Annotated in this window: 26 protein-coding genes and 1 pseudogene; 13 read left to right on the top strand and 14 right to left on the bottom strand. The window is 73.6% G+C overall.

The genetic code is table 11. From position 1 onward, the window contains the following. Positions 1–82: 82 nt before the first annotated feature. A complete protein-coding gene (locus ACIQ9G_RS06965; protein ID WP_403607284.1) occupies positions 83–271 on the bottom strand; it encodes a ferredoxin in 189 nt (62 codons plus the stop codon). Positions 272–283: 12 nt separating this feature from the next. After that, a complete protein-coding gene (locus ACIQ9G_RS06960) occupies positions 284–1,480 on the bottom strand; it encodes a cytochrome P450 (RefSeq protein WP_403607283.1) in 1,197 nt (398 codons plus the stop codon). 280 nt (positions 1,481–1,760) lie between these two features. Between ACIQ9G_RS06960 and ACIQ9G_RS06955 the strand changes: the two genes are divergently transcribed. Together ACIQ9G_RS06955 and ACIQ9G_RS06950 are read left to right on the top strand one after the other, a co-directional pair. Then, positions 1,761–2,393 carry a LysE family transporter gene (locus tag ACIQ9G_RS06955; RefSeq protein WP_403607282.1) on the top strand — a complete coding sequence of 211 codons (633 nt, stop codon included), beginning with the start codon at positions 1,761–1,763 and terminating at the stop codon, positions 2,391–2,393. 286 nt (positions 2,394–2,679) lie between these two features. Continuing rightward, positions 2,680–3,129, top strand: coding sequence for a nitroreductase family deazaflavin-dependent oxidoreductase (locus ACIQ9G_RS06950; protein ID WP_403607281.1), 450 nt, complete (start codon positions 2,680–2,682; stop codon positions 3,127–3,129). Between the two features lie 77 nt (positions 3,130–3,206). Here ACIQ9G_RS06950 and ACIQ9G_RS06945 read toward each other — a convergent pair whose 3' ends face one another. Continuing rightward, positions 3,207–4,124, bottom strand: coding sequence for a cation diffusion facilitator family transporter (locus ACIQ9G_RS06945; protein ID WP_403607916.1), 918 nt, complete (start codon positions 4,122–4,124; stop codon positions 3,207–3,209). Between the two features lie 323 nt (positions 4,125–4,447). On the opposite strand from ACIQ9G_RS06945, the gene ACIQ9G_RS06940 reads away from it, so the two are divergent. Both ACIQ9G_RS06940 and ACIQ9G_RS06935 read left to right on the top strand, forming a co-directional pair. After that, positions 4,448–5,467 (top strand): glutathione S-transferase family protein, encoded by a 1,020-nt coding sequence (locus ACIQ9G_RS06940; RefSeq protein ID WP_403607280.1) that lies wholly within the window; start codon positions 4,448–4,450, stop codon positions 5,465–5,467. A gap of 71 nt (positions 5,468–5,538) precedes the next feature. Then, positions 5,539–5,892, top strand: coding sequence for a DUF4235 domain-containing protein (locus ACIQ9G_RS06935; protein ID WP_403607279.1), 354 nt, complete (start codon positions 5,539–5,541; stop codon positions 5,890–5,892). Positions 5,893–5,965: 73 nt separating this feature from the next. On the opposite strand, the gene ACIQ9G_RS06930 is transcribed toward ACIQ9G_RS06935, so the two are convergent. The 3 genes from ACIQ9G_RS06930 to ACIQ9G_RS06920 all read right to left on the bottom strand — a co-directional run bounded on the left by ACIQ9G_RS06930 (position 5,966) and on the right by ACIQ9G_RS06920 (position 8,011). Then, the gene (locus ACIQ9G_RS06930) at positions 5,966–6,358 is read right to left on the bottom strand and encodes a VOC family protein (RefSeq protein WP_403607278.1); all 393 of its coding nucleotides are present in this window, start codon (positions 6,356–6,358) and stop codon (positions 5,966–5,968) included. 77 nt (positions 6,359–6,435) lie between these two features. Beyond that, positions 6,436–6,900 carry a pyridoxamine 5'-phosphate oxidase family protein gene (locus ACIQ9G_RS06925; protein WP_403607277.1) on the bottom strand — a complete coding sequence of 155 codons (465 nt, stop codon included), beginning with the start codon at positions 6,898–6,900 and terminating at the stop codon, positions 6,436–6,438. A gap of 58 nt (positions 6,901–6,958) precedes the next feature. Continuing rightward, a complete protein-coding gene (locus ACIQ9G_RS06920; RefSeq protein ID WP_403607276.1) occupies positions 6,959–8,011 on the bottom strand; it encodes a GlxA family transcriptional regulator in 1,053 nt (350 codons plus the stop codon). Between the two features lie 71 nt (positions 8,012–8,082). Between ACIQ9G_RS06920 and ACIQ9G_RS06915 the strand changes: the two genes are divergently transcribed. Together ACIQ9G_RS06915 and ACIQ9G_RS06910 are read left to right on the top strand one after the other, a co-directional pair. Beyond that, entirely contained in the window at positions 8,083–9,033 is a 951-nt protein-coding gene (locus ACIQ9G_RS06915) for an NADP-dependent oxidoreductase (protein ID WP_403607275.1), read from the top strand. A 159-nt stretch (positions 9,034–9,192) separates the two neighbouring features. After that, positions 9,193–9,573 carry an anti-sigma factor antagonist gene (locus ACIQ9G_RS06910; RefSeq protein WP_403607274.1) on the top strand — a complete coding sequence of 127 codons (381 nt, stop codon included), beginning with the start codon at positions 9,193–9,195 and terminating at the stop codon, positions 9,571–9,573. A 23-nt stretch (positions 9,574–9,596) separates the two neighbouring features. Here ACIQ9G_RS06910 and ACIQ9G_RS06905 read toward each other — a convergent pair whose 3' ends face one another. Then, on the bottom strand, positions 9,597–10,565 hold the full coding sequence (locus ACIQ9G_RS06905) for a ribose-phosphate diphosphokinase (RefSeq protein ID WP_403607273.1): 969 nt from the start codon (positions 10,563–10,565) through the stop codon (positions 9,597–9,599). Positions 10,566–10,812: 247 nt separating this feature from the next. Here ACIQ9G_RS06905 and ACIQ9G_RS06900 point away from each other — a divergent pair, with 247 nt between their 5' ends. Then, a complete protein-coding gene (locus ACIQ9G_RS06900; protein WP_403607272.1) occupies positions 10,813–11,475 on the top strand; it encodes a DUF4230 domain-containing protein in 663 nt (220 codons plus the stop codon). 67 nt (positions 11,476–11,542) lie between these two features. On the opposite strand, the gene ACIQ9G_RS06895 is transcribed toward ACIQ9G_RS06900, so the two are convergent. From ACIQ9G_RS06895 to ACIQ9G_RS06870, 6 genes and pseudogenes are all read right to left on the bottom strand, one after another. Beyond that, the gene (locus ACIQ9G_RS06895) at positions 11,543–13,303 is read right to left on the bottom strand and encodes a complex I subunit 5 family protein (RefSeq protein ID WP_403607271.1); all 1,761 of its coding nucleotides are present in this window, start codon (positions 13,301–13,303) and stop codon (positions 11,543–11,545) included. Continuing rightward, on the bottom strand, positions 13,303–13,653 hold the full coding sequence (locus tag ACIQ9G_RS06890) for a sodium:proton antiporter (protein WP_403607914.1): 351 nt from the start codon (positions 13,651–13,653) through the stop codon (positions 13,303–13,305). Before ACIQ9G_RS06890 ends, ACIQ9G_RS06895 begins: the two co-directional genes overlap by 1 nt. Before the next feature lie 16 nt (positions 13,654–13,669). After that, positions 13,670–14,410 carry an MnhB domain-containing protein gene (locus ACIQ9G_RS06885; protein ID WP_403607270.1) on the bottom strand — a complete coding sequence of 247 codons (741 nt, stop codon included), beginning with the start codon at positions 14,408–14,410 and terminating at the stop codon, positions 13,670–13,672. A gap of 125 nt (positions 14,411–14,535) precedes the next feature. Further along, positions 14,536–14,775, bottom strand: a pseudogene (locus ACIQ9G_RS06880) (Na(+)/H(+) antiporter subunit B); the annotation flags it as partial. Next, positions 14,768–15,220 (bottom strand): monovalent cation/H+ antiporter complex subunit F, encoded by a 453-nt coding sequence (locus tag ACIQ9G_RS06875; RefSeq protein WP_403607269.1) that lies wholly within the window; start codon positions 15,218–15,220, stop codon positions 14,768–14,770. The gene ACIQ9G_RS06875 and the pseudogene ACIQ9G_RS06880, both read right to left, overlap by 8 nt. Continuing rightward, a complete protein-coding gene (locus tag ACIQ9G_RS06870) occupies positions 15,217–15,399 on the bottom strand; it encodes a hypothetical protein (RefSeq protein WP_403607268.1) in 183 nt (60 codons plus the stop codon). Before ACIQ9G_RS06870 ends, ACIQ9G_RS06875 begins: the two co-directional genes overlap by 4 nt. A 276-nt stretch (positions 15,400–15,675) precedes the next feature. Here ACIQ9G_RS06870 and ACIQ9G_RS06865 point away from each other — a divergent pair, with 276 nt between their 5' ends. Both ACIQ9G_RS06865 and ACIQ9G_RS06860 read left to right on the top strand, forming a co-directional pair. Beyond that, positions 15,676–16,281 carry a VanZ family protein gene (locus ACIQ9G_RS06865; protein ID WP_403607267.1) on the top strand — a complete coding sequence of 202 codons (606 nt, stop codon included), beginning with the start codon at positions 15,676–15,678 and terminating at the stop codon, positions 16,279–16,281. Between the two features lie 129 nt (positions 16,282–16,410). After that, on the top strand, positions 16,411–17,679 hold the full coding sequence (locus ACIQ9G_RS06860) for a ricin-type beta-trefoil lectin domain protein (protein WP_403607266.1): 1,269 nt from the start codon (positions 16,411–16,413) through the stop codon (positions 17,677–17,679). Between the two features lie 91 nt (positions 17,680–17,770). On the opposite strand, the gene ACIQ9G_RS06855 is transcribed toward ACIQ9G_RS06860, so the two are convergent. Further along, on the bottom strand, positions 17,771–18,010 hold the full coding sequence (locus tag ACIQ9G_RS06855; RefSeq protein ID WP_403607265.1) for a hypothetical protein: 240 nt from the start codon (positions 18,008–18,010) through the stop codon (positions 17,771–17,773). Between the two features lie 97 nt (positions 18,011–18,107). On the opposite strand from ACIQ9G_RS06855, the gene ACIQ9G_RS06850 reads away from it, so the two are divergent. From ACIQ9G_RS06850 to ACIQ9G_RS06835, 4 genes are all read left to right on the top strand, one after another. Further along, entirely contained in the window at positions 18,108–19,145 is a 1,038-nt protein-coding gene (locus ACIQ9G_RS06850; RefSeq protein ID WP_403607264.1) for a PHP domain-containing protein, read from the top strand. A gap of 61 nt (positions 19,146–19,206) precedes the next feature. Then, positions 19,207–19,863, top strand: a complete 657-nt coding sequence (locus ACIQ9G_RS06845; protein ID WP_403607263.1) for an HAD family hydrolase — start codon at positions 19,207–19,209, stop codon at positions 19,861–19,863. A gap of 64 nt (positions 19,864–19,927) precedes the next feature. Next, positions 19,928–21,142 (top strand): aromatic acid exporter family protein, encoded by a 1,215-nt coding sequence (locus ACIQ9G_RS06840; RefSeq protein WP_403607262.1) that lies wholly within the window; start codon positions 19,928–19,930, stop codon positions 21,140–21,142. 91 nt (positions 21,143–21,233) lie between these two features. After that, positions 21,234–22,196 (top strand): SDR family NAD(P)-dependent oxidoreductase, encoded by a 963-nt coding sequence (locus tag ACIQ9G_RS06835; protein WP_403607261.1) that lies wholly within the window; start codon positions 21,234–21,236, stop codon positions 22,194–22,196. Positions 22,197–22,246 lie beyond the last annotated feature (50 nt).

The raw sequence follows: 22,246 nt of genomic DNA, 5'->3' as shown, positions 1-22,246 counted from the left end.
CGGGAGCGGGCGGCGGGCGGCGGACCGCACCCGGTCGCTGTGCCGTTCGCCCACCCGCCGGGCGGCCGGGCCGGGCCGCCGCTCAGGACACTGTGATCGCCCCGACGGGGCAGGCCCGGGCGGCTTCCCGGACCATCGGGTCCCCGTCCGCGTCGTCCCGGCCGGGCACCAGGGTGCTGAAGCCGTCGTCGTCCTGGGTGAACACGCCCGGGGCCGCCAGGGCGCACTGGCCGGCGCCGATGCAGCGGTCCTTGTCGATGTCGATGTGCATGACGGCAGCCTCTTACCAGGTCACGGGGAGTTCCAGCATCCCCTGGATCGTGTCGCCGGGTTTGAACGGGATCCGGTCCGGCGGGGCGGCCAGGCGGAGGGTGGGCAGCCGGTCGAGGAGGGTGCTCAGGGCGATCTCCAGCTCGGCGCGGGCGAGGTTCTGGCCGAGGCACTGGTGGATGCCGAAGCCGAACGCGACATGGTGGCGGGCCGGGCGGTGCCAGTCCAGGCTGTCCGGCGCGGGGTAGACGTCCTCGTCGCGGTTGATGACGGAGGTGGAGAAGACCACGCCGTCCCCGGCCCGGATCGTCGTACCCGCCACCTCGATGTCCTCGACGGCCACCCGCAGCAGGCCGTCGGCGATGGAGAGCATCCGCATCAGTTCCTCGACCGCGGCGGGCAGCAGCGCGGGGTCGGCGCGCAGTTCCGCCAGCCGCTCGGGGTGCTGCAGGAGCGTGTAGGTGCCGAGGGAGATCATGTTGGCGGTCGTCTCGTGGCCGGCGACCAGAAGGATGACGGCCATCGAGATCAGCTCGTCGCGGTCCGGGGCGCCCTCCCGCACCTGCTCCTGGACGAGTTCGTCCAGCAGACCGTCACCGGGGTCCTCTAGCTTGCTGTCGAGCAGCGCGCCCAGGTAGGTCTCCAGGCGCTCGCGGGCGTCCAGCGTGTCGGCGGCTGTGGGGCCGCGCAGCAGGCGGCGCGACTGCTCCTCGAAGAACTCGTGGTCGGCGTAGGGCACGCCGAGCAGCGCGCAGATCACCATGGAGGGCACGGGCAGCGCGAAGGCGCTCACCAGCTCCGCGGGCGGCCCCTGGACGATCATCGCGTCCAGGAGGTCGTCGACGATCCGCTGGATGCGGGGCCTGAGCGCGGTGGCGCGCTTGAGCGTGAAGCTGGAGATCATCATCCGCCGCTGGGTGCGGTGCTCGGGGTCGTCGACGCCCAGCAGCGCGACCTTGCGGTCGCGGGCCGCGGCGAAGCGGGGCGTGACCGCGGGGAAGTCGGGCCGGGTGCGGTCCGTGGACAGGCGCGGGTCGGCCAGCAGCTCCCGGGCGAGGGCGTGCCCGGTGACGAGCCAGGCCGGGCGGCCGTCGTAGAGGGCGGTGCGGGTGATCGGGCGGGCGGTGCGCAGCGGGTCGTAGCCGGTGGGCGGGTGGTAGGGGCAGGTGCGGTCCTGGGGGAAGGCGACGGGTTCCGACAGTTCCGTCATGAAGACCTCGCAGACGATGAGTGCGTCGTGCCGATCTTCATTAGATGCCCGAGGCATCCAGTGCACGACATGAAGTTCGGCCAGATCGGCGACCCGCGGGATCTGGCCGGGATCCGCTTCCGTCCCTCCGCGAAATTCGGTTGCCGTCGCGCGGCCTCGGACCGCAGGATCCGGCCATGTCCACGAGTGCCGTGTTCCCGCTGCCGCCGTCCGCCGCCCGCTGCCCGGCGGGGCGCCGACAGCAGCCCGGCCGTCCCCGGAGGTCCGGTCCGGTACGGCCGTGACCGGCGCGCTCGTCGCGGGGCTGCTCGCGGGCCTCGGCATCGCCGTGCCCGTCGGCGCCGTCGGGACCTACCTCGTCTCCCTCACCGCCCGCACCTCGCTGCGGACCGGCTCGTGCGCCGCGCTCGGCGTCGCCACCGCCGACGGCGTCTACGCCCTGCTGGCCACGCTCGGGGGCGCCGCCCTGGCCACGTCTCTGCGGCCGGTGCTGGGGCCGCTGCGCTGGATGTCGGCCCTGGTACTGGCCGCGCTGGCCGGTTGGGGCGCGGTCACCGCGCTGCGGCGGTACCGGGCCCGTCGCCCGGCCGGGCGGCCGGACACGGCCGCGCCGAGCCCCGCGCGCGCCTACCTCGGGCTGCTGGGTCTCACCCTGCTCAATCCGGCCACGGTGATCTACTTCGCGGCGCTGGTGCTGGGCAGCCGTACCGCGGCCGCCGTGCCGCCCCTGGAACAGGGGGTGTTCGTGCTGGCGGCCTTCGCCGCGTCCGCGAGCTGGCAGCTGCTGCTGGCCGGGAGTGGCGCACTGCTGGGCCGCGCGCTGACCGGTCACCGGGGGCGGCTGGTCACGGCCCTGGTGTCGAGCGCGGTGATGACGGTGCTGGCGGTACGGATGGTCGTGTGGCCCGCGTGAGGCGGTGCGCGCGGCCCGCGCCGGGCGGTACGGACGGTCGATCGGCCCGCTGCGGCGGTCCGTGCGGCCCGCCCGCATCAGGCGCTACGTATGGTCGTGTCGTTCGCGTGAGGCGGTGCGCCGTCCGGGGCCGCCGGGCCGCCCGCCCGGCACCATCACGGGCGCGGGAGTGGCCGAAGGGGAGCGGAAGGGATTCCCGGGGAACGCGGTAGGGATGAATCGTGTGGCCACCGTTGTTGCACGGCGACGCGAGATCCGTAACAGGACGCGAGAGAGGACGGACGCCATGCCTCTTGAGGGCGAGTACGAGCCCAGCCCGGCCCAGTGGGTGCGGGATCAGGTGGAGTTGTACGAGAGTTCCGGCGGGACCAAGGGGACCACGCTGCTGGACACGGGCCTGCCCGTCGTGGTGCTGACCACCCGGGGTGCGAAGAGCGGGAAGATCCGCAAGACGCCGCTGATGCGGGTGGAGCACGACGGGCGGTACGCCGTGGTCGCCTCGCAGGGCGGCGCGCCCAAGCACCCCGTCTGGTACTTCAACCTCACCGCCGATCCCCGCGCGGAGCTGCAGGACGGACCGACGAAACGGGACATGACGGCCCGTGAGGTCACGGGGGCCGAGAGGGCCGAGTGGTGGGAGCGCGCCGTCGCCGCCTATCCTCCGTACGCCGAGTACCAGGAGAAGACCTCGCGGGAGATCCCGGTCCTCGTGCTGGAGCCGGCCGACGGGCACTGATGCGGAGGGGATGCCCGGCCGGGGAGAAATCCCCGCGCCGGGGCGCATGAAGCCGTCAGAGGCCGGGCAGCCGCTCCTCAGGCCCCGCCGCGCTCCCCCGTCGCGGCGGGGCTTTCCCGTTCCCGCTCGGTCCGCCGGTCCGTCACGTCGAGGAAGACCTGGTCCGCCTCGGGCACGGTGCGGGCGATGGAGCGCTTGATGCGCACGGAGATCTCCTCCACCTTCTCGCTGTCCAGGCCGGGCGCCAGGTCGATCCGGGCGGCCACCATGACGCAGTCGAGGCCCATCTTCATGGTGAACAGCGCCTCGACGCTGTCGATCTCCGGCTGTGCCCGGAGCAGGTTCCTGATCCGGTCGGTCAGCTCGGGGTCGGCGGCCTCCCCGATCAGCTGGTCGCGCGCGTCGCGGCCGAGCCGGTAGGCGACGTAGACGAGCAGGACGCCGATCGCCAGCGAGGCGGACGCCTCCCAGACGACCTGACCGGTGATCATGTGCAGCGCCATGCCGATGATGGCGAGGGTGACGCCGAGGACCGCGGTGCCGTCCTCGGCGACGACGGTGCGCAGTGCCGGGTCGCGCAGGCCGCCCTTGCCGCCCTGGCGGCGCACCTGGTGCAGGGCCCGCAGCAGGGAGACGCCCTCGGCCAGCAGGGCGACCCCGAGGACGATCAGGCCCGCCACGTAGCCGCCGAATGTCTCCTCGGCGCCGTTGCGGAGGGCCTCGATGCCCTGGAGGAAGGAGAAGCAGCCGCCCATGACGAAGATGCCGACGGCGGCGAGGAGGGACCAGAAGAACCGCTCCTTGCCGTAGCCGAAGGGGTGGCGCCGGTCGGCGGGACGACGGCTGCGGTGCAGCGCGGCCAGCAGGAAGACCTCGTTGAGGCTGTCGGCGACGGAGTGGGCCGCCTCCGACAGCAGCGCCGGCGAGCCCGCGAGGAGACCGCCGACGGCCTTGGCGACCGCGATGACGAGATTCGCCGCGAGCGCCACCAGCACGGTGATCCGCGTCCTGCGGTCCGCCGCCTTCCCGGGCCCGGCTCCTCCCCCTTCTGCTCCCTCTTCCTCCTTGCCGTCCGTGCCGCGCTCCGGCGCCCGGTCCGGATCCCGCTCCTCCGCGTGATCGGGCGCCTGGTGCGTCGAGCCGTCCGGCGCCCGGTCGTTCGCGTTGTCCGTCATGTCGTCCGTCGTGTTTTCCGTAGGTGTCCCGCTCACCTTCGCCGAATGCCCCGGCCGCCCTGGCTCATACCGTGCCACTGGGCGAATTCGGGGAACGCGTTCACCAGGACAGTCGTAGGGACGGTCGTACGGCAGGAGGACACATGAGCGGCGGGGGCGGCGGCAACAGCGCCTACGGGCACAGGGCCTTCAAGCGGTCCAGGAGCCATTTCAGGGACCGGATCACCGCGGACGGGCGGGACGGATGGCCGGTCGAGGCCGGGCGCTACCGTCTGGTCGTCAGCCGCGCCTGCCCCTGGGCGAGCCGGGCGCTCGTCGTACGGCGGCTGCTCGGTCTGGAGGACGCCCTGTCGCTCGCCGTCACCGATCCCGTCCAGGACGACCGGAGCTGGCGTTTCACCCTCGATCCGGACGGCCGCGACCCCGTCCTCGGCATCCGGTTGCTCAGCGAGGCCTACGACGCCCGGGAGCACGGCCATCCGGGCGGCGTCAGCGTGCCCGCGATCGTCGACGTGCCCAGTGGCCGGCTGGTCACCAACGACTACCAGCGGATCACGCTGGACCTCGCCACCGAGTGGACTGCCCTGCACCGGCCCGGGGCGCCCGACCTGTACCCGCCGGCGCTGCGCACCGAGATCGACACCGTGATGGCGGAGGTGTACGACGACGTCAACAACGGCGTGTACCGGGCCGGGTTCGCCACCGGCCAGGCGGAGTACGAGGCCGCGTGCACGGGTGTGTTCCGGCGGCTGGAGGTGCTGGCGGACCGGCTGGCGGGGCAGCGTTATCTCGTCGGGGACACGATCACCGAGGCGGACGTCCGGCTGTTCACCACACTGGTCCGTTTCGACGCCGTCTACCACGGACACTTCAAGTGCAACCGCTGGAAGCTGGCGGAGAACCCGGTGCTGTGGGCGTACGCCCGCGATCTGTACCAGACACCGGGTTTTGGTGACACGGTCGACTTCGACCACATCAAGCGTCACTACCACCAGGTGCACACCGGCATCAACCCGACCGGAATCGTGCCCCTCGGGCCGGACCTGTCCGGCTGGCTGACGCCGCATCACCGGGAGGAGCTCGGCGGCCGGCCCTTCGGGGACGGGACTCCTCCCGGGCCGGTGCGCGCCGGGGAGGAGGTGCCGGTCCGGGGCAGGCCCTGACCACTCCCCCGCCGCCGACTCGTTCGCGCGGCGCCCGGCGCACCCGGCACACCCGGAACACACCGCCGCTGATGAGCAAGAACGACCGGTACGACACGTACCGCACGCACAAGAAGGAGACACAGGTGGCCAAGAAGAAGAACAAGCTCCCGCTCGCCTACCAGCCCGTGGGGTTCACGCTGGGCTGGGCGGGCGGAGCGCTGGCCGGGATGGCCTTCCGCGCCACGTGGAAGGCGATCCGCCACGAGGAGGACGCTCCCGACGCGCTCGACGAGGACCGCGGCTGGGGCGAGATCCTGCTGGCCGCGGCCGTCCAGGGGGCCATCTTCGCCGTGGTGCGCAGCGCGGTGGACCGCGCGGGCGCCAAGGCCATCGAGCGCTCGACCGGTGTGTGGCCGGCCAAGTCCAAGGGCGGCCGCGACTGAACCGGCGCCGGCCGGCCGTGACCCCGGATGCCGGGGTGCGGCCGGCCGGCGTCGGCCCCGTTTCCGCGGGGCGTCAGCCCTGTTTGGGCCCCTTGGGCCGGGCGCGCCGGAGGGTGAAGGAGTGACCGGCCGGGTCGGAGCAGGAGCGCTCCTCGTAGGGGCCGGACGCGTCCTTCGCCTCCAGCGGGCGGCCGCCGAGTGCGACGACCCGGCGCTCGGCCGCGTCGAGGTCCTCGACCCGGAAGTCCAGGTGGGCCTGGAGGGAGTTCTCGGGGCGCGGCCAGCTCGGCGGGGTCGCGTTGGCGTCCCGCCGGAAGGCCATCCGCATTCCGTCGGCGCCGCGGATCTCCACCAGGTCGGCGGTGGCCGCGGTCTCCTCCCCCTCCAGGAACTCCTTGTAGAACACGGCGAGTTTCTCGGGCTCGGCGCAGTCGAGCACCACCAAGCCGGCGGTCACCAGTGGCATGTCTCCTCCGAAGATTCCGGCGGCAGGACGTGCCTGCCCCGCCGCCCCTTCCCTCCGGATATCCCGGCGCCGGGGATTCAGTCGGCGGCCAGCCACTCACCGTCACGCATCAGTTCCCGTCCGTCCGGTTCGTCGGCCTCGCGCCAGGCCTGCACCCGCTGGGGGTGGACGCGGAAGTACAGGTAGGGCGTGGCGAGGCGGCGCGGGTCGAAGCCGGTCTTGGCCTCGAAGATCTCGGCGTCCTCCTCGGGCAGGTCGGCGGGCGGCACGGCCTCGACGGTCCCCTCCACGAGCACCACGTCACGGGTCGGCCCGATGCCGAGCCGCACCCTGCCGGTCGTGCGGAGGTTCCGCCCGGTCCGGCTCTCCGCCGGGGTGGCCAGCAGGAGGGTGGCGCCGTCCCAGACGAACGACAGCGGCACGAGGTGCGGGAGGCCCCCGTCGGCGTCGGCCGTCGCCACCCAGGCGTCGACGTCGTTCTCCAGCCGGTGCAGGGCGTCCAGCCTGCGCTGCCGCGCGGAGCGTGCGAGTGGCGGGGTCATGGTCGGACAGCCTCCTGACGGGTCGTCGCGTCGTCGTACGGAGATCACGTGCGCCCCCTCAGTGTGACCGTCCGGCGTCCTTTCCCGCCCGGATCTCCACCGGGCGCGCCGCGCCTCCGGCCGCCAGGGCCTCCCTTTCGGATCGTGCCGTGGGTCGCGGGCCCCGGCGGGCCGTCCGGAACGTGCGCCGGTACGCCTGCGGGGAGACGCCGATCGCGGCGTGCAGGTGCTGGCGCAGGGAGGCGCCGGTGGCGAAGCCGACCTGGCCGGCGATCTGGTCGACCGTCAGGTCACTGGACTCCAGGAGGTGGCGGGCCCGGGTGACGCGCTGCTGGATGAGCCAGCGGCCGGGGCTGAGCCCGACCTCGTCGTTGAACCGGCGGGCGAAGGTGCGCAGGCTCATCCGGGCGTGGGCGGCGAGGTCGGCCAGGGTCAGCGGCTCGTCCAGGCGCCCGAGGGCCCACGCGCGGGCCCCGGAGGTGCTCGCGCCGCCCTGCTCGGGCACGGGCTGCTCGATGTACTGCGCCTGGCCGCCGTCGCGGAACGGCGGGACCACGCAGCGGCGGGCCACGGCGTTGGCGAGTTCGCTGCCGTGGTCGGAGCGCACGAGGTGCAGGCAGATGTCTACCCCGGAGGCGGCGCCCGCCGAGGTGAGGAACCGGCCGTCCTCGACGAAGAGCACATCCGGGTCGAGGGTGACCCGCGGGAACGCGCGCCGGAAGCGTTCGGCGACGTGCCAGTGGGTGGTGGCCCGGCGGCCGTCGAGCAGTCCGGCCGCCGCGAGGACGAAGGCGCCGGTGCAGATGGAGACGATGCGCGCGTGCGCGGGGATCCGGGCCAGCGCCGCGGCGACCTCGTCCGGCAGCCGCTCGGCGATCCGGTCCGGCGGTACGGCCGTGATCACCACCGTGTCGGCGGTGGCCAGCACCTGCGGTCCGTGGTCGGCGGTGACGGTGAAGTCCGCGCTGGTGCTGACCGGTTGCCCGTCGACCGTGCAGGTCAGCACCTCGTAGTGCCCGTCGGCCGCGCCGAGGATGCGGCTGGGGATGCCCAGCTCGAAGGGGTAGACACCGTCGAGGGCGAGCACCACGACCCGTTCCGTTCGCCTCATGGCACGATCTTATCGAAGGTTGGCAATCATGCCATTTTCCTGCCGGGCGGATCGGGGCAGGCTGGTTCACCATGAGCCATGTGAACACGATGCGTGCCATCAGTCAGGACGTCCTCGGCGGCCCCGAGGTCCTCCGGGAAGTGACGCTGGAGCGGCCCGAGCCGCGTCCGAACGAGGTACTGGTCCGGGTGCGGGCCGCCGGGGTGAATCCCACCGACTGGAAGCACCGGGCCACCGGCGGCTTCCTGGGCGAGCCGCCCTTCGTCCTCGGCTGGGACGTCTCCGGCGTGGTCGAGGCGACCGGCGTCGGGGTCGCCCTCTTCCAGCCCGGGGACGAGGTCTTCGGCATGCTGCCCTATCCGTTCGGCCACGGCTCGCACGCCGAGTACGTCACCGCCCCGGCGCGTGCCTTCACGCACAAGCCGGCCGGGATCGACCACGTACAGGCGGGCGCGCTGCCGTTGGTCTCGCTCACCGCGTGGCAGGCGCTGGTGGAGCGGGCCGAGGTGCGGCCCGGGCAGCGGGTCCTGATCCACGCGGCGGCCGGCGGGGTGGGCCATGTGGCGGTGCAGATCGCGAAGGCGCGCGGCGCGTACGTCATCGGCACGGCGAGCGCGGGGAAGCACGACTTCCTGCGGGAGATCGGCGTGGACGAGGCGATCGACTACCGGACGACCGACTTCGCCGAGGCCGTGCGGGACGTGGACGTGGTGCTGGACACCCTCGGCGGCGACACCTCCGTGCGCTCGCTGCGGGTGCTGCGGCCGGGCGGGATCGTGGTCTCGATCCTGCCGGTCGGCTCGGAGGAGTTCCACGAGGAGGCGGCGCGGCTCGGCGTGCGGGCGACGAGGATGCTCGTCGACGCCGACCACCACGGCATGAGGGCGGTCGCGGACCTGGTCGAGGCGGGCCGGCTGCGCGCCACGATCGCCGGCACCTTTCCGCTGGCCGAGGCCGCCAAGGCGCACGAGCTGGGCGACACCGGCCGCACCACGGGGAAGCTGGTGCTGCTGGTCGACTGACCGCACTTCACAGCAGGACACGGCCGCAATTCGATGACATATGTCAACCGAACATGCTGGAATTCACTCCAACGAGGGTAACTTGCAGAGCGGGGACGGGTTTTGGGCCCGGTGATCCGTCACCCCGCCGGGTCAGGTTCGGTTGGAGGCGATGTCGTCGTGCAGCAGGAACCTGCGCCGCTCACCCGGCATCTGCGCATCCACCGGGACCGCGGCCACACCGTGCTGGAGTTCCGCGGTGAGATCGACATCGCCGCGGCGGTGGAGATCCTCCCCTGTCTGGACCGGGTGACGGCCCGGCCCGGTGCCCGGGTCGTCATCGACCTCAGCCGGGTCGACTTCTTCGACTGCTCCGGACTGCGGCTGCTCTACCGGGCCCGCGGCCGGGTCCTCGGCCAGGGCGGCGAGCTGCGCCTGGTGTGCGCGCACCCGCTGACCCTGCGGGTGCTCAGGACCACCGGTCTGGCCCGGCTGCTGCCCCCGCAGCCGACGCTGGCCGCGGCCCTGGAGCAGCCCGAGGCCGCGTCCGGCTCCCTGTGAACCGGCGCCGGCCCGTCGTCGCCCTAGCCCTCCTCGCCGCGCGGCGCGTCGAACAGGGCGCTGACCGACTCGCCGTTGTGGATGCGCCGCACGGCCTCGGCGAGGGCCGGGGCGATGGACAGGACCCGCAGCTTGGACCGGTACTCCTCCAGGCCGTCCACCGGCACCGGCACCGTGTTGGTGCACACGATCTCCAGCACGTCGGGCTGTTCGGTCAGCCGTTTCAGCGCGCCCTCCGCGAACAGGCCGTGGGTGCAGGCGATCCGGATCGAGCGGGGCCCCGACTCGCGCAGCCGGTCCAGGAGTTCGAGGACCGTACTGCCCTTGGCGATCTCGTCGTCCAGCACGATGACGTCCCGCCCGGCCACGTCGCCGATGACGGAGCTGATGGTCACGCGGTCGTCCGCGAAGCGCTGCTTGGCCCCCGCGGCCACCTGCGCGCCGATCATGCGCGCGAACGCGGCCGCCTCCTTGGCGTTGCCGAGGTCCGGCGAGACGACGGTGGTGCGGCTCAGGTCGTACTGCCGGAAGTGCGCGGCCAGCTCGCGCAGGGCGTGCAGATGGTCGACGGGCACCGAGAAGAAGCCGTGCACCTGCGGCGCGTGCAGCGTCATGGCGAGGACCCGGCTCGTACCGGCGGCGACCATCAGATCGGCGACCAGCCGCCCGCCCAGGGAGATGCGCGGGGCGTCCTTCTTGTCGGAACGGGCGTAGGAGTAGTGCGGCATCACGACGGTGATGCGCCCGGCGGAGGCGCCACGGGCCGCGTCGCACATCAGCAGCAGCTCCACCAGGTGCTCCTGGACCGGCCTCACCAGCGGCTGGATCAGGAAGACGTCGCGTTCCCGGCAGTTCGCCTGCAACTGCACCTCCAGGCAGTCGTTGGCGAACCGGCTGAGCCGGGTGGGGCTGAGCGGCACGCCCAGATGCGCGCAGACCTCCGCCGCCAGGTCTGGATGGGCGCTGCCGCTGAACACCGCGATGTCTCGCACGATCCGCTCCTCGCATGATCACTGCTGACTGCCGGGCTCATGCTACTGACCACGGGAAAGCCGGTCGCGGTGCGCCACGGCCCCCGCACCTGCCGTGACCGGATCCGATACTCCCGGCCCCCGGAGGCCCCGGCGTGGGCGCCGTCGATCCGCGCGTCCGGCCCGGCCGGGGACGGGGCCGGCCAACGGGGCGGTCTGTCACGCAATTTGGCGGGCATGCGCAGAGGGGAGGAAGGAGGAGCGCCGAATGACGACTTCCCTCAGGCGAGTGCCACGGCGCATGCCCGGCTGGGCGAAGGCGGTGACTGCCGTCGTGGTGGTGCTCGTCGTGCTGTTCGCGGGGATCCGGATGGCCGTGCTGCCGGGCATCGACGACCTGTTCGGCACGCGGACGCAGGACCGCTCGGGCCCCGCGCTGCTGAAGTCCATCCAGGACATGAGCCGTTACAACGCCGCGTCCGGCAACTTCCAGGTCGTCGTGGACCTGGAGAAGGACACCAAGTACCTGCCGGACGCGATCCGCGGCACCCGCACCCTGTACGTGGGGGCGGGCACCGTCGACGCCTACGTCGACCTCGGCGACGTCGGCGGCAAGGACGTGTCGGTCAACGCGGACCGCACCTCGGCCACGCTGCGCCTGCCGCACGCGCGGCTCGGCAAGCCGGCTCTCGACCCCGACCACTCGTACGCGGTCTCCAAGCAGCGCGGGCTGCTGGACCGCCTCGGCGACCTGTTCTCCGACAACCCCAACAGCGAACGCGCCGTGCAGCAGCTCGCCGTCCGGCACATCGCGGACGCGGCCAAGGACAGCGGTCTGACCGCGAGGGCCGAGAGCAACACCACCGGCATGCTGGAGGGCCTGCTGCGCTCCCTCGGCTTCAAGGAGGTGCACGTCTCCTACGGCGCCTGAACCGGATGCCCCCGGGGGCCACGCCTCCGGGGGCCGACGCCTCCGGGGGCCGACGCCTCCGGGGGCCTCAGCCCCCGAGGACGCCCGGCAGGGCCAGGGCTCCCAGCAGGGTCGTCCCCACCAGCAGCCAGGCCACGTAGTCGCCGATGTGCCCGGACTGCAGGCGCCTGAGCGGCAGGGCCCACCCGGGTTCCGAGAGAGGTCCCGGGCGGGTGACGGCGACGGCCGCCAGCCCGATGGCGAGCAGGGCCGACAGCAGCCCCAGGAGGACTCCGGCCCCCGTCCAGTGCACGAGGCCGGCGGCGCCCCCGGAGCCGGACTCGTTGACGGCACGGGCGACCAGTCCCGCGAATCCCGGAGCCACCCCGACGGCCAGTGCCGCGGCGAGGAGCACCGCGGGGACCGCCCGCATGGTGCCGGGGACACGGGTGAGGCGGTGCAGGGTCTCGGGCCGCTCGCCGGACCCGGTCGTCTCGTCCTCCGGGTGTTCCTCGGGCCGTCGGCCCAGCCCGAGGAAAACGCGCCCGGTCACCCGCAGCACCGCTCCCCCGGTGACGGCGGACGCGAGGACGTAGACCACGGTGAGCGGGCCGCCCACCGCCTCCTCGGCGACGGCCTTGCCGAGGCCGGTGCCGAACGGCGGGAGCCCCGCCAGGGCCAGGGCCCCGACGGCGAACATGACGGCCACACCGCGCAGTTCCCGGGCCCGGCCGTGCAGGGCGAGTTCGTCGACACTGCCGTAGCGGTTCAGCAGGATGCCGGCGCAGGCGAACAGGGCCGCCTTCACACCCGCGTGCCCGAGGACGTACAGCGCGACCCCGTCGTCCGCCTCGGGCCTCAGCACGCCGATGCCGACGAGGAACAGCCCGGTGTGCGCGACGGTCGAGTAGGCCAGCAGCCGCTTGATGTGCCGCTGGTACCAGCACATGACCGCGCCGACCGCCGCCGTCAGCACGCCGAGCGCGACCAGGGCCCGGGTGAAGTCGGCCGCCGGGACTCCGCCGGGGCCGGAGAAGACGGTGCCGTACACCCGCCAGACGCCGTACGCGCCGAGTTCCACCATGACGCCGGACAGCAGCATGCACACGGGCGTGGGGGCGACGGCGTGCGCGTCCGGCAGCCAGAAGTGGAAGGGCACGGCGGCGGCCTTCACCAGCAGGCCGGTCAGTACGAGGACGAAGGCGGCGAGGGTGAGGGCGTCCGGGCCGCCGTGCGCGTCGAGTCCGCGCCCGATCTTCACCAGGGAGAGTTCGCCGGTGCGGGCGTACAGCAGGCCGATGCCCGTGAGCACGAAGTAGGCGCCCAGCGAGTTGACGACCCCGAAGGTCATGGCGCCCTGCACGGCCCGGGCCTCGTCGACGCGGTAGCCGGTGAGCGCGTACGCCACGACACTCATCAGCTCGAAGAACACGAACGCGTCGAACAGGTCGCCCGCGATCGCGAAGCCGCACATTCCCCCTTGGAAGAGCAGCACGAGCGCCGGGAAGGCACCCGCGTGGCCGTGGGGCGGTTCGTCGAAGTAGTGCCAGGAGTACGCCAGCGCGGCGAGCGTCAGCAGTGACGCGAGCGCGGCCATGCCGAGCCCGGCGCTGTCACCGGTGAGGACGATGCCGACGCTCTGGCCGTCCTTCGGGTACCAGGCGCCGACCCATTCGATCAGCGGTGGCGAGGAGTCGAGCAGCAGCACCAGCGCGAGGCCGGCGGTCGCGCCGGAGACCGCGCAGGCGACGGTCTCGGCGGCCGAGCGCGGCAGGCGGCGGCCGACGGCGATCAGCACGGCGGCGCCCAGCAGCGGCACGGCCACCAGCAGCGGCAGCAGATGGCGCATCAGCCGCGCAGCTCCCTCAGCTCGTCGGGGTCGACCGTGCCGTGCCGTTTGGCGACCTGCATGACCAGCGCGAGCAGCAGCGCGGTGACGGTGGCGCCGACGACGACGTCGGTGAGGGCCAGCGCCTGCACGACGGGGTCCACCACGGGCCGCGAGCCGGGCCGGATGTCGGAGAAGACGGGTGCGGTGCCGCCGTCGCGGTAGCCGACGGCCAGCAGCAGCACGTACGTGGAGGACTGCACGACGGCCAGGCAGCCTACGGCGTGGATCAGGTTCCGGCTGGTGGCCAGGCCGTAGCAGCCGGTCAGGAACACCCATACGGCGACCAGGTACGGAAGGACGTGCGGCACGGCGGTCACGGCGTTCTCACTTCCCGCTCTCCTCCTCGATCTCGACGGCCTGGTCCAGGAAGCCCGCGAGCAGCACCACCACCGCGCAGGCGACCTCCATCCCGATGGCCGCGTTCAGCAGGGGTACGGTGCCGCCCGAGGACAGCGTGTTGAACGTGCCGTACGGCAGCAGGGTGTTGGCGAGGAAGGCGGTGCCCGCCACGACGCCCGCGAGACCGAGGACCAGGTACGCGGAGACGGACAGCGCGTCGCCGATCTCGTAGAGCCCGACCGGGCGGACGCGTTCCAGGGCACGGTAGTCGGCGCCCAGGTACAGCAGGTGCAGGGAGGTCGCGGCGACGACGCCGCCCTGGAAGCCGCCCCCGGGGCTGAGCTGCCCGTGGGCGATCACGTACAGGCCGGTGAGCAGCGCGACGGGCAGCACGATCAGGGCATAGCGGCGCACCGGCCGGGCGACGTCGGCGGGGTGGGGCCGGGCGCGGTGCTCGTCGCGGGTCTGCCGCAGCAGGACGAGGCAGCCGAGGACGGCCGCGAAGAGGATGGTCATCTCGCCCGTGGTGTCGAAGGCCCGCTGGTCGAAGTTGACGGAGGCGACGGTGTTGGCGGTGTGCCGGGACAGGGAGGCGCGCACGGCGCGGTCGCCGTAGGGATGCCAGGAGCCGCCGAAGGCGGGCAGCTTCAGGCAGGCGGCGACGAGCAGCGCGGCGAGTCCCGCGCCGCCCGCCGCGACGAGCCACAGTCGCACCCTCGGGTTCACCGCTCGCGCCCTTCCGACCCGGTCTCCTCGGACCCCGCGTCCTCGGATCCGGCCTCTCCGGGCCCGGCCGCCCGGGATCCGGACGCCCCGGGGGTGGTCCCTCCGGACCCGGCCCGCGCGGACCCGGCCGCGCGCCGCTTGACCTTGCGGACCGAGAGCATGATCAGCAGGGGGGTCAGCGCCGAGCCGACCGCGAGCTGCGACAGGGCGACGTCGGGGGCCTGGAGCACGGTGAACAGCACCGCGAGGACGACGCCGAGGACGGACAGCACGAGCGCCTGGCGCGCGGGGTCGCGGTGCGCGACGGCGGCGGTCGCGCAGCCGGCGACGAGCAGCAGCGCCACCACGAGGACCACGTCAGCCACGTCCGGCCCCTTTCAGCCCGCCGTACAGCGCCCGGGAGGCGATCAGGTTGCCGCCGATCAGCAGCACCCCGACGACCAGGAGTTTCACCATCGCCCGGCCCGGCCCGGTGACCGCGCACAGAGCCGGCACGACCAGTGCGCCGAGACCGGCGCACACCCAGGTCGCGGCCCGGGCCCGGGGCGGGTCCTCGGCGAGCTCGGCGGCGAGCAGCCGGGCGAAGACGAGGGTGCCGACCGGGCCCAGCAGCGCGAGCAGCAGGGCGAGATCGACGTAGGAGGGACGGTGGTAGCCCTGCGCGAGCAGCAGCAGGACGGGGCAGGCCACGGCGGTGGACAGGTTCTGGGCGACGGCCCTGCGGCGCAACGGCCCGGTGGTGACGCCCCACAGGACCGCGCCGAGCCCGGCGGCCAGGACGCAGCCCGCGGTAAGGATCCAGCCGTTCACCGTCCGCCCACCACGCGTCGGCCGGCCCACGCGGCGAGCGCCGCCAGGCCCGCGGCACCGGCGCCGACGGCCACTTCCAGGGTGTCCACCGTGCTGATCAGGACCAGCCACAGCAGCAGGAGCGCGGCCCACCAGACCAGGACCTCCCCCACGGCGAGGAGCGCCGTACGCCGGTTCACGCGCCACCTCCGCCGGTGTTGTCGCTGCAGCGCCGGGAATCTCCCCGTGCGCCGCTTCGGGGCATCCAAGCACCGCCCCGCCCGCGGGGGGCGGCGACGCGCGGGCCCTTGCCCGGATGCCCCGCCGGAGGCGGCGGAAACCCGGTCGCCGGGGCGCGGAAAACACGATCGCTTTCGCGCCACGGGAGCGCGCGGCCCGGACCGATCCGCCGCATCACGGCCGACTTCGCGGGTAACCGCTGTCCTACGTCTGAAAGTTCAAAATTGGAGGAGCCCATGGCTCGCGTGGCGCTGCGCCCACGTACCGCTTTCCGTCCGTTCACGACCAAGACCGGACGCACGGCCAAGACCAAACGCGCCACGAAGACCGGTCGCGCCACGAAGGCCCGGCGCGCCCCGCGGCCGGACTCCGGCGACGACCGCCGGCCGCTCCCCTGGCCCCTGCGCCTGCTGGCGATGCTGTGCGCCTTCGTCTTCATGGTGGCCTTCGCCGTCGTCCTGGCGAAGCTGACGCTCCAGCCGTCGCCCGCGTCGGCCTCCATCGCGCACACCAACCTGCATCCGGGGCGCTCGCTGCGGCTCTACCTGGAGGCTCCGGGGCTGCGGGACACGGTCAAGCAGATCGGCGGAAACCTGCTGCTCGGGGTGCCGTTCGGCGTGCTGGTGCCGATCGTGGCACCGCGGACGCGCCGGCTGCTGCGCGTGGTGCTGCTGACGGCGGTCGTGATGCTGCTGGTGGAGTTCGCCCAGGGGGCGCTGATCACCGGACGCGCCTTCGACATCGACGACGTCATCCTCAACACCACCGGCGCACTGCTCGGTTACCTTCTGCTGGGCCGGCGGCTCAGCCGGGCGGTGCACGCCCGCAGGCCGCGTGCGTAAGGGCCGGGACCGGTCCGTACCAAGATATTGACGGCCCCTTACTTCACTCCTTGAATCAAGAGGCGACGCATTCACCCCCCACCACGTGCGGCGGCCCGCGCGACGGGCCGCCGCACGGAAGGGAGAACCGTGGCCTCTCCACGCCTGCTCCGCGGATGTCTTCTCGCCGCCCTGTCCGCCGTCCTGGCCGGCTCCGCCGCGATCGGCCCGGCGCGGGCGGCCACGACGGCGGACGCCGCCCCCGCCCCCGCCGGCGCCCCGGCCGTCTCCGCCGCCGCGACGTTCACGGACACCTTCGACGGGCCCGCGGGCGCGGCCGTCGACTCCGCCAAGTGGCAGACGGAGACCGGTGACAACGTCGACAACCACGAGCGGCAGTACTACACGGCGGGCACGAGGAACGCGGCCCTGGACGGCCAGGGGCACCTCGTCATCACCGCCCGGCGCGAGAACCCGGCCAACTACCGGTGCTGGTACGGCACCTGCCAGTACACCTCGGCCCGGCTGAACACCTCCGGACGGTTCGCCGCGCAGTACGGGCATGTCGAGGCGCGGATGAAGATCCCGCGCGGGCAGGGCATGTGGCCCGCGTTCTGGATGCTCGGCACCGACATCGGTCAGGTCGGCTGGCCGGCCTCGGGCGAGATCGACGTGATGGAGAACGTCGGTTTCGAGCCGTCGACCGTGCACGGCACCCTCCACGGCCCCGGCTACTCGGGATCGGGCGGGATCGGCGCCGGTTACTCGCTCCCGAACGGCCAGGCCTTCGCGGACGCCTTCCACACCTACGCCGTCGACTGGGCGCCCGGCTCGATCACCTGGTCGGTGGACGGCACCGTCTACCAGCGGCGCACGCCCGCGGACCTGGGCGGGCGAACCTGGGTGTTCGACAAGCCGTTCTTCCTGATCCTGAACCTGGCGGTGGGCGGCTACTGGCCGGGCGACCCGGACGGCTCCACCAGCTTCCCCCAGCAACTGGTGGTGGACTCCGTGTCGGTGACGACGGGCGGCACGCCCGGCGGCGCCGCGATACGGGGGCTGGCCGGCAAGTGCGTCGACGTGGCGGCCGCGAACTCCGCCAACGGCACCCCGGTACAGCTCTACGACTGCAACGGCACCGCCGCGCAGCAGTGGACCGTCGCCTCCGACGGCACGCTCCGCGCCCTCGGCAAGTGCCTCGACATCACCGGCAACGGCACCGCGGACGGCTCCACCGTCCAGCTGTGGGACTGCACCGGCGGCCCCAACCAGAGGTGGGTCGTCTCCTCGGCGCACGACATCGTGAATCCGCAGGCGGACAAGTGCCTGGACGTCACCGGGGACAACGCGGCGAACGGCACCCGGCTGCAGATCTGGACCTGCACGGGCGGCGCCAACCAGAAATGGACGGTCGGCTGATCCGGCGCGAGGGCCCGTCCGGCGACTGATCAGCCGGACCGGCCCCGGGCCCGCCTTCCGGTTCCGCGGGCGGCTTTCGGAGGGCGGGCGTTCAGTGGCGGAGGTGCCAGGTGAACTTGTCGCCGCCGACCCAGCGGACCACGTCCGGATCGTCGAGGTCGTGGACCACGATGCCGTACGCGGCGGCCGCCTCCAGTACGTCCGTGATGCTCTTCGCCTCGCCGACCATCTGACCGTCGATCTCCACGATGCGGAAGGGCGGGGTGCCCGGCTGCACCTTGAGCACCATGATCCGCGGACGGGAGATGTGCGGGCTCTCGACTTCGGTCATGCCTCCAGCGTAGAACGCACCGCGCCGGGGGGCGCGGGACCGCCTCTCGTCGTGCGCCCCGGACGGGGCTGCGGAACGCTGTGGGAGGGAGGTGGCGATGGACCCCGTCGAGGCACTGGACCGGATCGCCTTTCTGCTGGAGCGGTCCCTGGCGCCGACGTACCGCGTACGCGCCTTCCGTACCGCCGCCCGGGTGCTGGCCGAGCTGCCCGCCGAGGAGGTGGCCCGGCGGGCGTCCGCCGGGACGCTGGAGTCCCTCAAGGGCGTGGGCCCCAAGACCGCGCAGGTCGTGCGCGAGGCCCTGGCCGGGCAGGTGCCCGGCTATCTGGAGAAGCTCCGGGACGAGGCGGAGGAGCCGCGCGCGCCGGGCGGGGAGCGGCTGCGGGCGCTGCTGCGCGGCGACTGCCATCTGCACTCCGACTGGTCCGACGGGGGCAGCCCCGTCGACGAGATGGGACGTACGGCGGCACGCCTCGGGCACGAGTGGGCGGTGCTGACGGACCACTCGCCGCGGCTGACGGTGGCCCGCGGGCTGTCCGCCGAGCGGCTGCGCGAGCAGCTGCGCGTGGTCGCGGAGCTGAACGAGACCTGGGCGCCGTTCCGGCTGCTGACCGGCATCGAGTGCGACATCCTCGACGACGGCTCGCTCGACCAGGAGCCGGAGCTGCTCGACCGGCTGGACGTCGTGGTCGTCTCGGTGCACTCCAAGTTGCGGATGGACGCCCGCGCGATGACCCGCCGCATGGTGGCCGCCGTGCGCGACCCGCGCTCCGACGTCCTCGGGCACTGCACCGGACGGCTGGTGACCGGCCGGGGGCGGCCCGAGTCCGAGTTCGACGCCGACGCGGTGTTCGCCGCGTGCGCCGAGACCGGGACGGCGCTGGAGATCAACAGCCGCCCGGAGCGGCTGGACCCGCCGCGGCGGCTGCTGCGCCGGGCCGTCGAGGCGGGCGTGCTGTTCTCGATCGACAGCGACGCCCACGCGCCCGGCCAGCTCGACTGGCAGATCCACGGCTGCGCGCGGGCCGAGGAGTGCGGGGTGCCGCCGGAGCGGGTGGTGAACACCTGGCCCCGGGACGAGCTGCTGGCCTGGGCCCGGGAACGCCGTACGCCGTCCGGCGTGGCGGGCGTCTGACGTGGTACCCGTTCCCGGCGAGGGAGGCCGGCAGGAGGCCCCCGAGGCGAGAGGACCCCGGATGGACCGTGCCGCCGTGTTCGACGTCGACGGAACGCTCGTCGACACCAACCACCTCCACGTCGTCACCTGGTGGGAGGCCTTCCGGCAGGCGGGGCACGACGTGCCGATGCACGCCGTCCACCGCGCGGTCGGGCTGGGCTCCACCGACCTGATCGCGCACCTCCTCGGCGAGGACCGCGACCGGGAGCGGGACGCCGGGATCAGCGCCGCCCACAAGACGCTCTACGGCCAGTACTTCGACCGGCTGCCCGCCCTGCGGGACGCCGGGCCCCTGCTGCGGCGGCTGCACCGGAGCGGCTGGAAGGTGGTTCTGGCGACCTCGGCGGGCGGGGCGGAGCTCGGCGCGCTGCGCCGTGCCATCGACGCGGACGACGCCATCGCCGCGACCGCGAGCGCCGACGACGTGACGGAGGGCAAGCCCGCGCCGGAACCCGTCGAGCACGCGCTCGACCTGGTCGGGGTGCCCGCCGACCGGGCGGTGTTCGTGGGCGACACCGTCTGGGACATGCGGGCCGGCCGCCGGGCCGGGGTGCGCTGCCTGGGCGTGCTGTGCGGGGGCATCCCCCGCCGGGACCTGGAGGAGGCGGGGGCGGAGGCGGTCTACGACGACCCGGCCCACCTCCTCGCGTCCCTGCCGGACACCGCGCTGGCCTGAGATCGTCGTCACGTCCTGCCCGGGCCCCGCATGGGACCCCGGGCCCGCGGGATACCCGCCCCGCATGACGTATGGGACGGACGCCGCCCGCGAGGAGGCGGGCATCCCGGGGCACCGGAGCGGCCCCCGCTCGGCCGGCGTGGTGCGCCGGGAGGCACGGGCGGTCCGCGGGGCGGCCCTGGCGGCCTGGCGGGGCCCGGGCCGGGAGCGGGACCTGGTGGTGCAGTCGCTCAAGGCCGCGGCGGCGGCACTGCTCGCCTGGCTGGTGGCCCGCAACTGGCTCGACGATCCAATGGCGCTGATGGCGCCCTGGGTGGCGCTGGTCCTGGTGCAGGCCACCGTCTACAGCTCGCTGCGGCAGGCGGCGCAGCAGTTCACCGCGATCTGCGCCGGGGCGCTGTTCGCCTCCGGGGCGCAGGCGGTCACCGGCGACACCACCGGGGCGCTGGCCGTGTGCGTGCCGGCCCTGATGCTGCTGGCGAACTGGCGCCGCTTCGGTGACCAGGGGGTGTACGCCGCCACCACGGCGGTGTTCACGCTCGCCACGGGAAGCGTCTCGGTGTCGGCGGTCGGCCACCGGCTGGGCCAGGCCGCGCTCGGGGCGGTGATCGGGGTCGCGGTCAACGCGTTCGTCCTGCCGCCGATCCATCTGCGGGACGTCCGGGAGAACCTCGGGGCGCTCGCCCGGGAGGCGGGCGAGGTGCTGCACGGGATCGCCGCCGAGCTGGCCCGGGACGACTGGGACCCGCAGGCGGCGGCCTCCTGGTCCGGCGCCTCGGACCGGCTGGAGCACCGGCTGGAGGCCCTCCGCGGGGCACGCGGCTGGAGCCGGGAGAGCCTGCGTCTGACGCACGGCGCCCTGCGCACCCTGGGCCGGGCCCCCTCGCACGTCCCGCCGGAGGGGGAGGACCAGCGCTGGAGCCGCGTCACCGGTCACATCCGGTCGCTGACGCGGACACTCGCGGTGGCGGCCGACGACGACCGTACGCCCGCGCCGCCCGACGCCCCGATCCGGGAGACGTACGCGCGGCTGGTGGAGCTGATCGCGGACCGGTGCGCGGCGGAGGGCGACCGAATCCTGCACGGGCGGGCCGCGCAGCCGCCGGACCGTGCGACGGAGGAGGCGATGGAGGAACTGCACGGCCGCGTGCAGGAGGCGCTGCGCGAACACGCGGGCCGGGAGACGGCCGGGACGACGGTCCTCGGCACCCTGCTCCTGCAGGCCCAGAACGTGTGGGCGGAGGTCGTTCCGGCCGCCCCCGCCGAGTCACGCGGCTGACCGGCCGGCCTCCTCCACTCCGCTCGCGGCCACGGGCCTTCCACCGGCTCCGCTTGACTTCGAGAGCACTTCAATCCGTAGCGTGCTGGGCATGAGCACTACCGCACAGCACAAGATCGGTTCGGGTTTCGGTGCCACGAGCACCGCCGAGGACGTCCTGCGGGGCATCGACCTCACCGGGCGGCTCGCCCTCGTCACCGGCGGCTACTCGGGCCTCGGTCTGGAGACGACTCGCGCGCTCACCCGGGCGGGCGCGCACGTGGTGGTCCCCGCCCGGCGCCCCGCCGCCGCACGGGAGGCCCTGGCCGGCGTCGACGGCGCCGAGGTGGACGAACTCGACCTCGGCGATCTGGACAGCGTCCGCGCCTTCGCCGAGCGCTTCCTGGCCTCGGGCCGCACCATCGACATGGTCATCGACAACGCCGGCATCATGGCCTGCCCGGAGACCCGGGTCGGGCCCGGCTGGGAGGCCCAGTTCGCCACCAACCACCTGGGGCACTTCGCCCTCGTCAACCGGCTGTGGCCCGCGATCGAGCCGGGCGGGGCCCGGGTGGTCTCGGTCTCCTCCCGTGGCCACCACCTCTCCCCCGTGCGCTGGGACGACGTCCACTGGCAGCGCGGCTACGACAAGTGGGAGGCGTACGGGCAGGCCAAGACGGCGAACGTGCTGTTCGCCGTCCACCTCGACGCCCTCGCCCGCGACAGCGGCGTACGGGCCTTCGCCCTGCACCCCGGTGGCATCCTCACCCCTCTCCAGCGGCACCTGGCGAAGGAGGAGATGGTGGAGCGCGGCTGGATCGACGAGCACGGCGACCCGCTGAACCCCGAGGGCTTCAAGACCCCGCAGCAGGGCGCCGCCACCCAGGTGTGGGCGGCGACCTCGCCGCAGCTCGACGGCCTCGGCGGCGTCTATCTCGAGGACTGCGACATCGCCGAGGCCGCCGCGTCGGACGGTGAGCGGACCGGCGTCAGGAGCTGGGCCGTCGACCCGGAGCAGGCGGCCCGGCTGTGGGACCTGTCGGCGGACTTCACGGGCGTGAACGCGTTCGCGTGAACGCCTTCGCGGGATCCGCGGGCCGAGCGGGGCGCCGGGTCGTATCGAGA

This window comes from Streptomyces sp. NPDC096152, assembly GCF_044763235.1.
Lineage (GTDB): Bacteria > Actinomycetota > Actinomycetes > Streptomycetales > Streptomycetaceae > Streptomyces.
This window is presented reverse-complemented; position numbering and strand designations above follow the sequence as displayed.

Excerpts from the sequence above, each read along its gene's own strand:
- ACIQ9G_RS06965 (WP_403607284.1), bottom strand. The coding sequence starts at position 271 with ATGCACATCGACATCGACAAGGACCGCTGCATCGGCGCCGGCCAGTGC.
- ACIQ9G_RS06960 (WP_403607283.1), bottom strand. The coding sequence starts at position 1,480 with ATGACGGAACTGTCGGAACCCGTCGCCTTCCCCCAGGACCGCACCTGC.
- ACIQ9G_RS06950 (WP_403607281.1), top strand. The coding sequence starts at position 2,680 with ATGCCTCTTGAGGGCGAGTACGAGCCCAGCCCGGCCCAGTGGGTGCGG.
- ACIQ9G_RS06940 (WP_403607280.1), top strand. The coding sequence starts at position 4,448 with ATGAGCGGCGGGGGCGGCGGCAACAGCGCCTACGGGCACAGGGCCTTC.
- ACIQ9G_RS06935 (WP_403607279.1), top strand. The coding sequence starts at position 5,539 with ATGAGCAAGAACGACCGGTACGACACGTACCGCACGCACAAGAAGGAG.
- ACIQ9G_RS06930 (WP_403607278.1), bottom strand. The coding sequence starts at position 6,358 with ATGCCACTGGTGACCGCCGGCTTGGTGGTGCTCGACTGCGCCGAGCCC.
- ACIQ9G_RS06925 (WP_403607277.1), bottom strand. The coding sequence starts at position 6,900 with ATGACCCCGCCACTCGCACGCTCCGCGCGGCAGCGCAGGCTGGACGCC.
- ACIQ9G_RS06920 (WP_403607276.1), bottom strand. The coding sequence starts at position 8,011 with ATGAGGCGAACGGAACGGGTCGTGGTGCTCGCCCTCGACGGTGTCTAC.
- ACIQ9G_RS06915 (WP_403607275.1), top strand. The coding sequence starts at position 8,083 with ATGAGCCATGTGAACACGATGCGTGCCATCAGTCAGGACGTCCTCGGC.
- ACIQ9G_RS06900 (WP_403607272.1), top strand. The coding sequence starts at position 10,813 with ATGACGACTTCCCTCAGGCGAGTGCCACGGCGCATGCCCGGCTGGGCG.
- ACIQ9G_RS06895 (WP_403607271.1), bottom strand. The coding sequence starts at position 13,303 with ATGCGCCATCTGCTGCCGCTGCTGGTGGCCGTGCCGCTGCTGGGCGCC.
- ACIQ9G_RS06865 (WP_403607267.1), top strand. The coding sequence starts at position 15,676 with ATGGCTCGCGTGGCGCTGCGCCCACGTACCGCTTTCCGTCCGTTCACG.
- ACIQ9G_RS06855 (WP_403607265.1), bottom strand. The coding sequence starts at position 18,010 with ATGACCGAAGTCGAGAGCCCGCACATCTCCCGTCCGCGGATCATGGTG.
- ACIQ9G_RS06850 (WP_403607264.1), top strand. The coding sequence starts at position 18,108 with ATGGACCCCGTCGAGGCACTGGACCGGATCGCCTTTCTGCTGGAGCGG.
- ACIQ9G_RS06845 (WP_403607263.1), top strand. The coding sequence starts at position 19,207 with ATGGACCGTGCCGCCGTGTTCGACGTCGACGGAACGCTCGTCGACACC.
- ACIQ9G_RS06840 (WP_403607262.1), top strand. The coding sequence starts at position 19,928 with ATGACGTATGGGACGGACGCCGCCCGCGAGGAGGCGGGCATCCCGGGG.
- ACIQ9G_RS06835 (WP_403607261.1), top strand. The coding sequence starts at position 21,234 with ATGAGCACTACCGCACAGCACAAGATCGGTTCGGGTTTCGGTGCCACG.